Here is a 14932-nt window from a genome sequence, read left to right on the forward strand (position 1 = left end):
GGACTTAAAGATGGATATTATAAATACATACGGCAGCATGTTAGTTATGTTTGCTGGCGCAGTCGGCTTTTTAATGGCTTGGGGTATTGGTGCAAATGACGTTGCGAATGCAATGGGAACTTCTGTTGGTTCAAAAGCACTAACGATCAAGCAAGCTATTATTATTGCAATGATTTTTGAATTTGCAGGCGCTTATTTAGCGGGTGGCGAAGTAACATCGACAATACGTAAAGGCATTATTGATGCTTCCTATTTTGTAGAGCAACCTGAGCTGCTCGTTTATGGTATGACAGCAGCCTTGTTAGCCGCTGGTTTATGGCTAATTATTGCTTCTTACTTTGGTTGGCCGGTTTCTACCACACACTCGATTGTAGGCGCTATTGTAGGCTTCTCAGCGGTAGGTGTGGGTGTAGATAGTGTGACATGGAGTAAAGTAGGAGGCATTATAGGTAGTTGGATAGTGACGCCGCTTATTTCCGGTATTATTGCTTACTTTATTTTTATGAGCTCACAAAAGCTGATATTTAATACTAAAGATCCAATAACGAATGCAAAACGCTACGTTCCTTTTTACATGTTTTTAGCGGGTTTCATACTGTCTTTAGTGACGATCACTAAAGGTCTTAAACATGTTGGTCTGCACTTTAGTACGATGGAAGCTATTATTTTAGCGATGATAGTAGGCGCTTTAGTCTCTATTGTCGGTAAAGTATTTGTTAATCGAGTAAAAATTGATCCTAAAGCAGACAAGCAAATGCATTTTGCTAATGTAGAAAAAATATTCTCTGTTTTAATGATTGTGACTGCATGTGCGATGGCATTTGCACATGGCTCAAACGATGTTGCCAATGCAATTGGTCCACTAGCAGCAGTTGTCAGCATTGTTGAACATGGCGGTCAAATTACAGCTAAAGCTGAATTAGCTTGGTGGATTTTGCCATTAGGTGGCGTTGGTATTGTATTAGGTTTAGCGATATTCGGTAAACGTGTAATGGCAACAATTGGCCATGGTATTACGCATTTAACACCTAGTCGTGGTTTTGCAGCAGAACTAGCAGCTGCTTCTACAGTTGTTATTGCATCTGGTACTGGTTTACCTATTTCAACAACGCAGACGTTAGTTGGTGCAGTATTAGGTGTTGGTATGGCAAGAGGAATTGCAGCCTTAAACTTAGGTGTAGTACGTAATATCGTCATTTCATGGGTGGTTACATTACCTATCGGTGCCGGTTTATCGATTATATTCTTCTATATGTTAAAGAGTGTTTTTTCTTAAAATTAATACTTCAAATCGAAAAAAGAGAGCTTAGGCTCTCTTTTTGCTTTTACTGAGCATCAATAACTTTTAGAATGATTGCTCAATTTATTTGCTAAAAGGTCTTTCTTTTGAAATCAATCAAATTACTTTTACTGTGTTTTTTATTTCCATTCAGTAGTTTTGCTGCGACACAATACGTCAGTGATGAACTATCTATCTACATGCACTCTGGCCCAAGTTTGCAATATCGTATTATTGGTACTATTGAAGTGGGCACTTCGGTGAATACTTTAAAATACAATGATCAAACAAAGTTTACCCAAGTAAAAACACCAACGGGTAGAGTCGGTTGGGTAAAAACCTCTGAAATTCAAAAACAACCACCAGCAAAATCATTGTTACCTGAAATACAAAAGAAGTTTCAAGCAAGCCAAGATAAGCTAAACACCATCAATAGTGATAATGCTAAAGCTAACTCAGATAAAGAACAGGCTATTATTGATAAAGACAGCCTAATTGCACAGCTTGATAGTGAAAAAAGAGATCTACGCGATACCATTGAAGATTTAAAAGAACGTAATATGGAATTAGATTTATTACAATCAACTAAAGATGAACGTATTAAAATGGAATGGTTAATGTATGGCGGCAGTGTTTTATTCTTCGGTATGTTAGTCGGTTTAATTCTTCCATTCTTACCTCGTCGTAAAAAGCGTACTGACAACTGGTAAAGAGCAAAAGTTAAGTAATACGTAACTGAAAATATAAATGGCTTAACGTCTACATGGCTTAGTATGTTAATGGCTTAAAAATAAAAACGCACATTAGTGCGTTTTTTTATAACTTCATTTTAGAATTTAACTTGTTAGCTTAGTTGTATAATTTAGTTATCATCGCTTAGTTGCATCGTTTAATTATGCAGCTTAACTTCCTAGCTTAACAAACGCTTTAAATACAATTGCCTAAAATATAGATTAACCCTTCCAATCCTGTAGTGATTCCAATGTAAAGCTTTGCTTACCAAGACGAAATATACTTTGACGAGGTAATATATCGACCAATTCTATTTCGCCAAGAGACTCTCCGACCCGTAAATCAACGCCATTGATGCGTATCCAACGATCTTTCGCTTCTGTTGAGTAGACATGTGAATCATAACGCATCACAGGTACTCTATATTGAAAGCGAGCAGGCATTGATGCAATATCAGAAGTGACTAACTCTTCATCTTTATCGACATATTCAGTAAAAGTAGTATTACTCTCTTCTTCTACCGCTAACGCGAAGCGTTGTTGTAAATCATCAGGCACATCATCAAGAGAGATATGATTAGTATCTTGCTTACTAGAAATAGATCTTTTGGGAACAGAACCATCAATAATTAATTGATCTGATTCAGCATTTTTTGCTACTGAATTTTTCCCCGCATTAACATTCGCTTTTACCGCAGGTGTCCATTCCATTTCAGTCTTTTGCGATACAGTCGGTAAAGGTGCAGTATTAAAGTCGACCTCACTCACTAAGCTATCGTAATGTGGATTTTTCTGTTCGGGTGCTGCGTGTATTAGTTCCGCTACCGAAGGGATATATGGTATTGGTTTAGCGGTTTCAACTGTCGGTTTAAATAACAAAAAAAACACTATCGTTAATAATATAACAATCACTAACAACGCAGCTATCATCATTAACTTCCAAGTAGTATCCGCTGATTTTTCGATAATAACAGATTGACTTTTTTGCTTATTTTTATCTAATGCTTTTAGTATGGTGGACATGGTGCCTCTACAATAATGAAGGTATTTTTGCATCTAATTGTTGTACTAACGGCATTAATGTTTGTCGACCAACAATGCCATCCGCGACTAAATTATTATCATTCTGGAACTCAACCACTGTATTTTTTAATTTCCAGTCAAAGCGGTTTTTAGGACTTTCAGATGAACCATACACACGATTTAACTGTTTAGATAACCACAAAACTCTATCGCCTTTTTCCCCAAATTTTAATGGTTTAGCGATATCAAAAGGAACTTGCCATAAAAGTGTTAATTCGCCAGTCCAATATTCGGTTAACCATGATCTATTCACTTCTATTTTTTGTGTTCCAATCAATAGCTCATACTTATTATTTATTTTATAAAGTACCGTATAAATAGAATCCTCGTCACTTGCTAGTTCAATAATGGCAGGATAATTTAATTGCTCTAATTTTTTTAATGAGGTGTTTTCCGAATAACATTGTAATGATGCTATATCACCTTCTGCGCAACTTGCATTATCTAAGCTAACCTCATAACCCCATACGGCATAAAGTGTTTTTAACGCATTTGAAAATTCGCCATTACTTAAATCTAACTCGGGGTAATTATCAAACCAAGATAAGTTATTGAAAGAAGAAGTACTAACTGCTCTAGACTGTACAGGTATAGTCTTAGATAAATTAAACTCACTTATCGTTTCAATTGATTCTCTTGGCTGATTAAAATTATGAAATATTTTAGGGGCCTGTATAGCAGTAAACGCCGTTAACACTAATAGCAGTAGAATTCGCCAACCTTGTTTAAATGATTTACCTTCATTTTTATCATTAAGACTTAAATCAATTTCTTTTACTGCTAAATCAATCATTTTAGCCGTTACTTTAGGAGAGTTTTGGCTATAAGCGCAAAGCATACTACGATCACAAATTAAATTGATTAACCTTGGTACACCTCGACTATACTTAAAAATTCGCTTAAGTAGCTTTGTTTCAAAGATAGGCGTACTTGCACCCGCTACATTTAAACGATGCTGAATATAAAATTCACTTTCTTGTAGGGTGAGCGGTAATAGATGGTAACGAGCAGTAATGCGTTGAGCTAATTGACGTAATTCATTTTCTTTGAGCTTTTGTTGTAACTCAGTTTGTCCAATTAAAATAACTTGTAATGGTTTTTTATTATTTGATTCAATATTAGTTAATAACCTTAATTGTTCGAGAACAGAAAAACTAAGATGCTGAGCTTCATCGATCAATACGATCGCACTGCGTCCTTTTTCTAAGTTATCAAGCATCCAACCGCTAATAGCATCAAATAACGTTTTTAAGCTCGCTCTATCGACATCATAAGCAATTTTTAGTTGGTCACAAATGGTCGCTAATAATTCAATCTCTGTTTGAGCTGGGTTAAGTATATAGGCAATATCTGTATCTTCAGAGATATCTTGCAAGAGAGCACGGCATACGGTGGTTTTACCTGTTCCCACTTCACCAGTTAGTAACACAAAACCACCATTACCTAATAAGCCATACATTAGGTGAGCTAACGCTTCTTTATGGCGATCACTTAAAAATAAGAAATCAGGATCAGGTGAAATCGAGAATGGTTGTTCTTTCAAAGAAAAAAATTCTTGGTACATTATAAACCTTAGACAAAATGTTGAGCCATATTAGTAACAATGGAAATAAATAACCGATAAATATTACTAACCATCATATTAGATCACATACTGATGGCAATTGTTATTAATGAAACAGACAAGCTTCTGCATATTTAGCTAGTTTCGGTATAATAACTAAATTATTCATTAAGGGGGCAAACAATGCGTGTATTTTTAGTTGGCGGCGCAGTTAGAGATCAATTATTAGGCATCGAAGTCAAAGACCATGATTTTGTTGTCATTAATAGCACCCCAGAAGCAATGTTAAACAAAGGCTTTACCCAAGTTGGTAAAGATTTTCCTGTCTTTCTTCATCCCAATACTGGTGAAGAGTATGCATTAGCTAGAACTGAACGTAAACAAGGTATCGGATATACTGGGTTTAGTTGCTATGCAGGGCAAGATGTCAGTTTAGAAGATGATTTGGCCAGACGCGATCTCACTATTAATGCGATCGCCCAATCTGAAGACAAGCAATTGGTCGATCCTTATTTCGGACAACAAGATTTAAAAAACAAAGTATTACGTCATATTAGCCCAGCATTCAGCGAAGATCCTTTAAGAGTATTAAGGGTTGCTCGATTTGCCGCTCGATTCGCTAAACTTGGTTTTTATATCGCACCAGAAACCCTCACTCTAATGAAAGAGATTTCAGTAAGTGGAGAGTTACAGAGTTTAACGCCTGAGCGTGTCTGGGTCGAAACTGAAAAAGCCTTGCAAACAGATAGCCCACAAGTTTATTTTCAAGTACTACGAGACTGTGGAGCATTAGCCGCTTTATTCCCTGAAATTGATAGCTTATATGGCGTGCCAGCCCCTAAACGCTGGCATCCAGAAATTGATACAGGCATCCATACTTTAATGGTGGTGGAGCAAGCTTGTTTATTGTCAGACTCTGTTGCTTTCCGTTTCGCCTGCTTAGTGCATGATTTAGGGAAAGCGTTGACACCAGAAAGTGAATGGCCGAGTCATAAAGGACATGGATTTAAAGGTTTATCAGTCATTAAAAAATTCTGTAAACGCCTTAAAGTACCAAATGAATACCGAGATCTCGCATTATTAGTGAGTGAGCACCACACCAATATTCACAGTGCTTTTGAGTTAAGAGCGAGCACGATGGTCGGTATCATGGATAAATGTGATGCATGGCGTAAACCACACCGCTTCCAACAAATGCTGCAATGCTGTGTAGCAGACTCTAAAGGACGTACTGGATTTGAGTTGTTACCTTACCCCACTGCAGATTATATGTGGCAAGGCTTTCAAGCGGCTTTAAAAGTAGATATCCAAGCGATCATAGCGCAAGGTTTTCAAGGGGCTGACATCAGACGTAAATTAAATGAACAACGTATCCAGTTAGTACAAATATTTAAAGAGACTCATCAACGCGATATTTAATGCTTATTAATATTAATAAGCAGGTTGAATAACTGCTTAGGTTGACTCACTTATCAAGCGATTTATTTTCGTTAAGCTATATTAACTAATATTGCCTAACGATATGTCTCGCTTTAGAACGCCAATAGGCCTAGCACATAAGTATCAAAGCTGATGATAAAACCACCTTTGATAGTTTAAATTAAATAACCTCAGTTTTGGATAAGCAAGGCGATACAACACTTAATAATCCTGTCTTAAAATATCTAACTTAACCAGCTAAAATATAAAATAAAGCCGTACCTAATATTAATCGATAGATAACAAACGGTAACATACCAACTTTATTTAATAAGATTAAAAACACATGAATGCATAAAATCGCACTAATAAATGAAACACCAGCCCCTAAAAATAAAGACGACCAATCAACATTCTCATCAGATAAAACAAACTTTAATAAATCATACCCCGATGCCATCGCAATAATTGGAATTGACATTAAAAAAGAAAAGCGAGCAGCAGCATTACGCGTTAAACCAAGCATTAAGCCAGCGGTAATAGTGATCCCAGAGCGAGATGTTCCAGGAATTAAAGCGAGAGCCTGTGCAAAACCTAAAATAATGGCGCCTTTTAACCCTGTTTGATATTCAGTTTTTACTTGTGTTGCTTTTGCATCTGCCCACCAAAGTAACAAACCGAAGACAATAGTAGTTATTGCAATGACATAACCACTACGTAAATATACTTCAATATAATCTTTACCTAAAAAACCAATCGCTGCAGCCGGAATAGTTGACCAAATAATCCACCATGCTAATTTGCTATCTTGGCTATGATTTTTATTTTTTATTGAATCAACCCAGGCAACAGACATATTATTAACTTCACGATAAAAATAGATCAATACAGCTGATAAAGTACCAATATTCAACATTAAATCAAAAGCTAAGCCTTGATCTTGCCAACCTAATAATACTGACGGTAAAATTAAATGTGCTGAACTGGAAATAGGTAAAAACTCAGTTAATCCTTGAATCAAAGCTAATACAACAATCTCTAAAATACTCATTTTTATCTCATCTGCTTATGTAGAATCACTGTATTAATTTAATATTGGCGATGCTACTTTCCATAATTTTTGTTTGCCCACTGGATATTGCGACCATAAAGAATGGTAACTAACACCTAAAATGGGGTGAGTTAATGTGGGTGCTAATTCAGCTAAAGGTTGAAGCACAAAAGCATTTTTGGTGATCTCTGCACGAGGGAGATCTAATGTACGATCTATTGTTTGATCATATAACAATAAATCTAAATCCAACGTCCTTGGAGCATATTTAATGGCTTTTTCAGGACGACCTAACTGCACTTCTATTTGCTTTAGTTTTTGTATAACCAGTGAGATTGATAACTCGCTATTTAGTTCCACGACTAAATTATAAAAAAGTCCTCCTTTAAACCCAACAGACTCACTTTCAAAAATACTGGATAACTTGAGCTCCCCGAAGGTATCTTTTAATAACAGTATCCCTTCTCGAATATTGTCTTGCCGATTGATACTAGAACCGACACCAACAAAAATATGAGCCACTACTTTATTCCACGCTCAATTTGTACACCTAAGCTCTGTGCATTAGCTAATGCGCCAGGTTTATGCAATGTTAATTTTATCCATGTCACCGAAAATTCTTTCATGATCAATGCCGCAACGCGTTCCGCCATCGTTTCAATTAATTCAAATTGATTTTGTTGTGCAAACTGGTTTACACGTTCAGAAACACTAAAATAATTCAATGCAAGGTTAATGTCATCATTATCAGCTGCTGGTTTATTGTTAAAAGCCATTTCTAGGTCAAAATACAACTTTTGCTGCACTCCTTTTTCCCAACCATAAACACCAATTTTACTAATCACTTGTAACTGTTTGATAAAAACAATATCCATTTTTTGAATCCTTTAACTATAGTTATTTTTATACAACGAAGCTTTTTTTTGTACTTGTTAGCGAGTAAACTCGACCGCTAAACTGAATATTATAATGAGTTAATAAAATTTTTATCTATATACCTATTATAATTGCACCGCATTTTACCTTAATAGGATGAAATAAGTACCATGATTATATTGGCAACACTTATTTTTAGCATATCTGCTTATTTTCTAGGTGCACTAAATGGTGCGATTTTATTATGTCGATTTAAAGGTTGGCCAGACCCAAGATTACATGGATCAAAAAACCCTGGTGCAACTAATATATTACGAATACATCACGCCCAAGCAGCCTGTCTAGTACTTCTATTTGACCTATTAAAAGGCACTTTACCCGTTTATTTAGCTTACTTTGTTGGCATTCCACCTATTGGTATTGGGCTGATCGGGATTGCGACTTGTTTAGGCCATATATTTCCTCCTTACTTTGAATTTAAAGGAGGAAAAGCTGTAGCAACAGGATTAGGTACATTGTTACCTTTGGGAATGGATATGACTGGGTTAGTTGTTATTACCTGGTTATTAACCGTTGCAATAAGTGGCTATGCTTCATTAGCAGCCATTGTAACTGCCATTGCCGCCCCCATTTTTGTAAACCACATCAAACCGGAGTTCACTTTGCCTGTTTTAATGCTTTCATGCTTAATCATTCTGAGGCATATCAGTAATATTCGACGCTTATTAACAGGTAAAGAAAATAAAATAGTGAACTGGAAACAATAATATCCATAAAGAGATTGGTAGTTAAAGGCAATCTCGTTATAATTAAAGAAATCACAGCAAATACACAATAATTACCAGGATTGGTAAAAATATTGGCATTTTATTAACACTTACAGGAGTTCATGTGACCCTTATTAAACGTCTCAGCCTATTTATCACTCTTTCAATAAGCCTGTTCAGCGTATCAAGCTTTGCACAAGATTTCTCTGATGAAGCGATTGCAAATCGTATCGCTCCTATTAGTGATGTATATATAGATGGTGAAATTGTCACTGCGAATACCGCTAGTGCATCAGATGAACCTGCAGAACCGCGTACTGGTGAACAAGTTTACGGTACATTTTGTATAGCCTGTCATGGCACTGGTGCTGCTGGAGCTCCAATCAAAGGAGATGCTGCTGCATGGGGACCTCGTATAGCACAAGGTGAAGAAACGTTAATTAAACATGCTCTTTCAGGCTTTAATGCAATGCCAGCCAAAGGAACTTGTAGTAATTGTAGCGACGATGAAATTATTGCAACAGTTAAATTCTTAACTCAAGGTTTATAATAAGCGCTAAAGCCTTTATTATTACATTTGTGCATTATAAAAAATGATAAAAAGACGAATTTAGATTCGTCTTTTTTTATAGCTATTTTCGACAAAGGACAAGTATTATGCGTTTATTACACACTATGTTACGTGTTACTGATTTGCAAAAGTCATTAGATTTTTACCAAAATGTACTGGATATGAAATTGTTACGCCAGTCAGAAAATGCTGAGTATAAGTATACGCTTGCATTTTTAGGTTACGGTGATGAGCTTGATACAACGGTTATTGAATTAACTTATAACTGGGGTACAGACGCTTATGATTTAGGTAATGCTTACGGCCATATTGCGATTGAAACAGATGATATTTACCAAACTTGTGAAAAAATAAAAAGCTTAGGTGGCGTTATCACACGTGAAGCCGGACCCGTAAAAGGCGGTACTACCGTAATTGCATTTGTAAAAGACCCTGATGGTTATATGATTGAATTAATCAATAAAAAAGATGCGGGTAAAGGGCTAGGCGAAAGCTAATTATTAGACTAATCACTTAGCTTGATGGGTCAGTAGCTTGATAAGTCAGTGTCGAATAGAAAACGGCATATTAAGATTAAATAAAAAAGGCTGATTCAATATCAGCCTTTTTTGTATCCATTTATTACGTCTTAGCATTGATTTAATAAATGTATTTATTTAGGTAAGAAGCCAACACGATCATACACTTTAGCAAGTGTTTCAGCCGCTCGTTCACGGGCTTTTTCAGCTCCCACTCTTGCCATTGCTTGCAATGCAGCTTCATCAGCACGTAATGCTTTAAAACGTGCTTGAATTGGCTCTAATAAGGTTACTACTGCATCAGCTGTATCTGACTTTAAGTGCCCATACATTTTATCTTCATATTCAGGAATCAAGCTTTCGATTGATTTACCAGTAGAGCATGAAAGTAATGTTAGAAGGTTAGAGACACCTGGCTTTTCAGTAGTATCAAAATAAATACGTGCTTGCTCGTCAGTATCCGTCATCGCACTTTTAATTTTCTTTGCTATTTTCTTTGGATCTTCTAATAACGCAATAAAGTTCTTTTCATTATCGTCAGATTTAGACATCTTCTTAGTTGGATCTTGTAAACTCATGATGCGAGCGCCGTGCTCTGGAATAGCAGGTTCTGGCACAACAAAAGTATCACCGTAAGCATTATTGAAGCGAGTCGCAATATCTCGTGCTAATTCAAGATGCTGTTTTTGATCGCTACCAACAGGTACGCTTTGTGGTCCATATAATAAAATATCTGCCGCCATTAATACAGGGTAGCTGTACAAACCCGCGTTAATATTGGTCACATTTTTTTGCGATTTATCTTTAAACTGCGTCATACGGTTTAATTCACCCATTTGTGTATGACAGTTTAAAATCCAAGATAATTCAGCATGTTCTGGTACTTGAGATTGAATAAACATAGTACTTTTTTGTGGGTCAATACCAACAGCTTGATACATTGCTAAACCATCATAAATCGCACTGCGTAACGCTTTTGGGTCTTGGCGAACTGTAATCGCATGTAAATCGACAAGGCAAAATAGACAGTCGTGCGTTTCTTGCATCACAACCCATTGACGTAATGCGCCCATGTAGTTACCGATAGTTAACCCACCTGAAGGCTGGCATCCACTTAATACAACTGGTTTAGTCATTGTTTATTTCCTTCACTGCTTTTAAAGCAATGTTAATAATTCATCAAAATGATTAATAAGATAATCTGGGTTCATATCTGCAATCGGATCACCGAAGTTGTATCCGTAAGTTAAAGCAATTGTTTTTACCTGTGCATTTTGTCCAGCTAAAATATCGTTACGAGAATCACCTACCATCACGGTTTGAGATTGACTGACATTGAAATGCTCACAGGCATGATTAACTTGCATTGGATCAGGTTTATTTTTAGCTAAGGTATCACCGCCAATTAATAAATCAAAACAACGATTTATTCCAAAATACTTTAGTAATTTAGGGAGGAATTGTTCTGATTTATTAGTGACCAAAGCAATTTTATAGCCTTTATCTTGTAATGAAAACAAAGTACTTTTTACTGCTGGGTATAAACCCGATTCTGTATTCAAAAATTGCTGGTAGTAATCTTCAAAGGTAGCTACTGCTTGAGTTAGTTCAGTATCAGATATCGCTTTATCTTGAACATGTAATAAGCAGCGTTCAACCATTTTAGGAATGCCATCACCCACCCATGTTTTAACGATTAAGCCATTTACATTTGGTAATGATAAATCGTCTAACATTGCATTCAATGCTAAACGCAAGTCAGGCACACTATTGACTAAGGTGCCATCAAGATCAAAACAAATTAATTTAATATCAGTAATTTGGGACATATTAACTCATCTCTATTTTACTTGAGCTAGCTGTTCACGCATATCGTCAATAACCGCTTTATAATCTGGTTGATTAAAGATAGCTGATCCTGCAACGAACATATCTGCGCCTGCTTCTGCAATCTCTTTAATATTATCCGTTTTAACACCACCATCGACTTGTAGGCGAATATCTCGGCCACTATCATCGATTAACTTACGTACTTGGCGTAGTTTTTCAAGTGTATGAGGAATGAATGATTGACCACCGAAACCTGGGTTTACTGACATTAATAAAACTACATCGAGTCTATCCATAACGTGCGTTAATTCTTCTAATGAAGAGGCTGGATTTAAAACTAATCCTGCTTTACAGCCATGATCTTTAATTAATTGTAACGAGCGATCAACATGCTTTGAAGCATCAGGGTGGAAAGTAATGATCGATGCACCAGCATTAGCAAATTCAACAATCATTGTATCGACAGGTTCTACCATGAGATGCACGTCGATTGGCGCTGTAATACCAAAGTCGCGTAACGCTTTACAAACCATTGGACCGATCGTTAAGTTAGGAACGTAATGGTTATCCATTACATCAAAATGCACTACATCAGCACCATCGTCTAATACTTTTTGAACATCTTCGCCTAAACGAGCAAAGTCTGCAGAAAGGATAGAAGGTGCAATTAAATAATCAGTCATGGTGGTTTGTCCCTAGATAGAAATAAGCTAAATAATGAAAGTATTATTCTACCTAAGCGACGCCTAACACACTAATTTTTATTTCTGATGTTTGCTCTATATTGATTTTTTAGCAGGGAAAAATGCAAATAGCTCTGCAACAGGTTTGCGATCTGTGGATTTACTACTAATCGTACGTGATACAAAAATTTTATCGCAATCAGCATCTCGGTATAACTCTTGCGTTAACGTTGTATCATGATTGCTTAACAGAACAGCGGCTTTACTTTCACGCGCCAATTTTGCTAACTGCGCTTGATCATCTAGGCTAAATCCTTGTGTTGCATAACTGGTAAAAGAAGCACTCTTACTTAATGGTACATAGGGAGGATCGCAGTAAAGTACATCACTATCACGCAGATATAAAAACAGCTTTTGATAAGGTTTACAGGTAAACGTTGCTTTTTTAGCTTTTTCAGAAAAATATAATAGCTCGTTCTCTGGAAAATACGGCTGTTTATAACGACCAAAAGGGACATTAAAACCACCACTTTTATTATAACGACACAAGCCGTTATAGCCATGACGATTCATATATAAAAATAACAATGAACGTAAGTAGACATCTTCACTTTTATTAAATTTCTCACGTAACTGATAATAAACATCTTCTTGATTATATTCAGGTTGGAAATAAACCTTCGCATCGTGAATAAACTGTTTAGGCTTACGTTTAATAATTTTATACATTTCAATTAGATCAGGATTGATATCATTGAGTATGTACTCATCAAAGTCACTATTTAAAAATACTGATCCTGCGCCTACAAAAGGTTCTATTAAACGTTTTGCTTCAGGTAAACGAGCATTAATCTGCTCTGTTAGTGTGTATTTACCACCTGCCCATTTTAAAAAGGCTCTATTTTTTTTATTCATTATTTAACCGCAAATCATTATGTACCGCTTGCCATGTTTTTATCCAAGTTGGCATACCTTTAAATGCTTCAGGTAAACTTTTAATTGCCAAATTTGCAGATTCTACCGAAGAATACTCACCATAAATAACTACAAACCAAGGTTTATTATTTCGAATTGTTTTATAGGAAAACACATTTTCTGTATTTGATTTATATTTTTGTTGGAAAGCAGCTAAATAGGGACGAGATGCCATTCCAGAAATTTGCACGGTGAAATTGTCAGGATTTTTAGACCGCAAAATATAAGAAGGTGTCAGTAAACTATCTTCTTTTTCCGTAGATGTTAAAGGTTTATCTTTTTTCACAACAGAAGTTGAAACATTTATTAGTAATTCGTCTACAACATTCAATATTTCTTCATCATTACTTTCAACTGTTGGCTTGATATCGCTATCAGTGATTTTCGTCACTTTTTGTTTTGTGGATATTAATTCACTTTCAGAAGATGAATCTAATAAATCACCTTTGTTAATTACGTTATCGTTAATAACGGCAGGAAGTTGTAATAATAAAGGCACCTGATGTTGTTCAGTATTGTTATTAGCAGGCTGATTAGTCGTATCACTTAATATTGTCAATTCAATTAACTGATTATCTGATATGACAACACGTTGTTCTGTGTTATCAGATAAACCTACCATTGACTGATTATTTTCAACACCAAGATCTAAAGTAGACCATGAACTAGCCAGGGATTCTTGTTTTGTCGACTCAGTAGAGGTTAGTCCTGTTATTTTATCTTCTACTAGTAAATCGTTATCTGACGCATTGATTTGTAACGAGTTTGGTACAAACTTAGGATAAAGATAAGCGGCTAGTAGACTGACAATAATGACTAACATAAGCATTAACAACACTGCAGGGAGTTTTGTTTTTATCCAAGAAGGAGGCACAGTTTCAAGTAAGCCTTGGCTTAAGTTTTCTGCGAGTATAATTATCTTTTGTGGATTACCATTACATAACGTTAACTGACGATTTAATGCATCTTGATGTTGTAATTTCGCTTGATAACCGACTTGTTGAAAATTATGCAATAGAAGCTCGTTCGCTTCTTGCACCCCTAATGGAGGTAGTGATAACTCAAGATGATTCAAAGTAGATTGGAGGCGACTCACTAAATGAGTCTCAAGATAGGTTATATAGTCTTGTGTCGTTTTTTCATCAGTCAGCAGTAAAACATTAAAAGTATTATCTTGTGCAACACTAGGCTCAGAAAATAACTCACATAATTCAATGATAAAACCAGCAGGTAAATATTGAGCGTTATCAATAATGATTAATTTGTTTTTGGTTTTCTTCTCTGATTGCTGTAATCGAAAGATAGTATCTAATAGCTTATCTTCAGCATTAAATAATGCCTTATTATACAACTGAGCCACAATTTTTTGGCGTAATGCATTTTCTGTCGGCTCATTAACTAATGATATATACACTTGCTGTAAATCACTCGGTAAAATATTGGAGAGATTTTCAGTCAGTGTACTCTTACCTGACCCAGCTTCTCCTGAAACGAAAGTAAGTGAAGAGGATAAATAGATAAGATGTTGCAGTCGTTCTATTAACTGCAACTGAGAAGGAAGAGAGATTAATGTTCTTTCTACCAT

The 14932-nt window shown here is 35.9% G+C and carries 16 protein-coding genes; 6 read left to right on the plus strand and 10 right to left on the minus strand.

All coding sequences use genetic code 11. The features are described 5' to 3' along the window. The first annotated feature begins 10 nt into the window (after positions 1–10). Complete coding sequence (locus SP041_RS03080) at positions 11–1276, plus strand: inorganic phosphate transporter (RefSeq protein ID WP_025562552.1); 1266 nt, start codon at positions 11–13, stop codon at positions 1274–1276. Positions 1277–1386: 110 nt separating this feature from the next. Then, positions 1387–1989: a TIGR04211 family SH3 domain-containing protein gene (locus SP041_RS03085; RefSeq protein ID WP_025562553.1), complete on the plus strand. Its 603-nt coding sequence runs from the start codon at positions 1387–1389 to the stop codon at positions 1987–1989. Between the two features lie 243 nt (positions 1990–2232). On the opposite strand, the gene SP041_RS03090 is transcribed toward SP041_RS03085, so the two are convergent. Then, entirely contained in the window at positions 2233–3033 is an 801-nt protein-coding gene (locus SP041_RS03090) for a general secretion pathway protein GspB (RefSeq protein WP_025562555.1), read from the minus strand. 7 nt (positions 3034–3040) lie between these two features. Further along, positions 3041–4657: an AAA family ATPase gene (locus SP041_RS03095; RefSeq protein WP_025562556.1), complete on the minus strand. Its 1617-nt coding sequence runs from the start codon at positions 4655–4657 to the stop codon at positions 3041–3043. Positions 4658–4840: 183 nt separating this feature from the next. Between SP041_RS03095 and SP041_RS03100 the strand changes: the two genes are divergently transcribed. Next, positions 4841–6076 (plus strand): multifunctional CCA addition/repair protein, encoded by a 1236-nt coding sequence (locus SP041_RS03100; protein ID WP_025562557.1) that lies wholly within the window; start codon positions 4841–4843, stop codon positions 6074–6076. 250 nt (positions 6077–6326) lie between these two features. On the opposite strand, the gene SP041_RS03105 is transcribed toward SP041_RS03100, so the two are convergent. From SP041_RS03105 to folB, 3 genes are read right to left on the minus strand one after another with little or no spacing between them, the layout of a single operon-like run. Then, positions 6327–7127, minus strand: a complete 801-nt coding sequence (locus SP041_RS03105) for an undecaprenyl-diphosphate phosphatase (RefSeq protein WP_025562558.1) — start codon at positions 7125–7127, stop codon at positions 6327–6329. Between the two features lie 33 nt (positions 7128–7160). Further along, positions 7161–7649 carry a 2-amino-4-hydroxy-6-hydroxymethyldihydropteridine diphosphokinase gene (gene folK / locus SP041_RS03110; RefSeq protein WP_025562559.1) on the minus strand — a complete coding sequence of 163 codons (489 nt, stop codon included), beginning with the start codon at positions 7647–7649 and terminating at the stop codon, positions 7161–7163. Beyond that, positions 7649–8002 (minus strand): dihydroneopterin aldolase, encoded by a 354-nt coding sequence (gene folB, locus SP041_RS03115; RefSeq protein WP_137297364.1) that lies wholly within the window; start codon positions 8000–8002, stop codon positions 7649–7651. Before folB ends, folK begins: the two co-directional genes overlap by 1 nt. Positions 8003–8173: 171 nt before the next feature. On the opposite strand from folB, the gene plsY reads away from it, so the two are divergent. From plsY to gloA, 3 genes are all read left to right on the plus strand, one after another. Beyond that, a complete protein-coding gene (plsY, locus tag SP041_RS03120; protein WP_137297365.1) occupies positions 8174–8770 on the plus strand; it encodes a glycerol-3-phosphate 1-O-acyltransferase PlsY in 597 nt (198 codons plus the stop codon). A gap of 124 nt (positions 8771–8894) precedes the next feature. Then, the gene (locus tag SP041_RS03125; RefSeq protein WP_137297366.1) at positions 8895–9320 is read left to right on the plus strand and encodes a cytochrome c5 family protein; all 426 of its coding nucleotides are present in this window, start codon (positions 8895–8897) and stop codon (positions 9318–9320) included. 107 nt (positions 9321–9427) lie between these two features. Then, positions 9428–9838, plus strand: coding sequence for a lactoylglutathione lyase (gene gloA / locus SP041_RS03130; protein ID WP_137297367.1), 411 nt, complete (start codon positions 9428–9430; stop codon positions 9836–9838). Positions 9839–9993: 155 nt separating this feature from the next. Here the strand turns inward: gloA and trpS are convergent, their stop codons facing one another. From trpS to SP041_RS03155, 5 genes are all read right to left on the minus strand, one after another. After that, positions 9994–10995 (minus strand): tryptophan--tRNA ligase, encoded by a 1002-nt coding sequence (trpS, locus tag SP041_RS03135; protein WP_137297368.1) that lies wholly within the window; start codon positions 10993–10995, stop codon positions 9994–9996. Between the two features lie 21 nt (positions 10996–11016). After that, positions 11017–11688 (minus strand): phosphoglycolate phosphatase, encoded by a 672-nt coding sequence (locus tag SP041_RS03140; protein ID WP_137297369.1) that lies wholly within the window; start codon positions 11686–11688, stop codon positions 11017–11019. A gap of 12 nt (positions 11689–11700) precedes the next feature. Beyond that, positions 11701–12372: a ribulose-phosphate 3-epimerase gene (rpe, locus tag SP041_RS03145; RefSeq protein WP_137297370.1), complete on the minus strand. Its 672-nt coding sequence runs from the start codon at positions 12370–12372 to the stop codon at positions 11701–11703. A 96-nt stretch (positions 12373–12468) separates the two neighbouring features. Further along, positions 12469–13287, minus strand: coding sequence for a Dam family site-specific DNA-(adenine-N6)-methyltransferase (locus tag SP041_RS03150; RefSeq protein ID WP_137297371.1), 819 nt, complete (start codon positions 13285–13287; stop codon positions 12469–12471). Next, complete coding sequence (locus SP041_RS03155) at positions 13280–14932, minus strand: AAA family ATPase (RefSeq protein ID WP_137297372.1); 1653 nt, start codon at positions 14930–14932, stop codon at positions 13280–13282. The genes SP041_RS03150 and SP041_RS03155 overlap by 8 nt, the downstream gene beginning before the upstream one ends.

The organism is Psychromonas sp. SP041 (assembly GCF_000470315.2).
Taxonomy (GTDB): Bacteria; Pseudomonadota; Gammaproteobacteria; order Enterobacterales; family Psychromonadaceae; genus Psychromonas.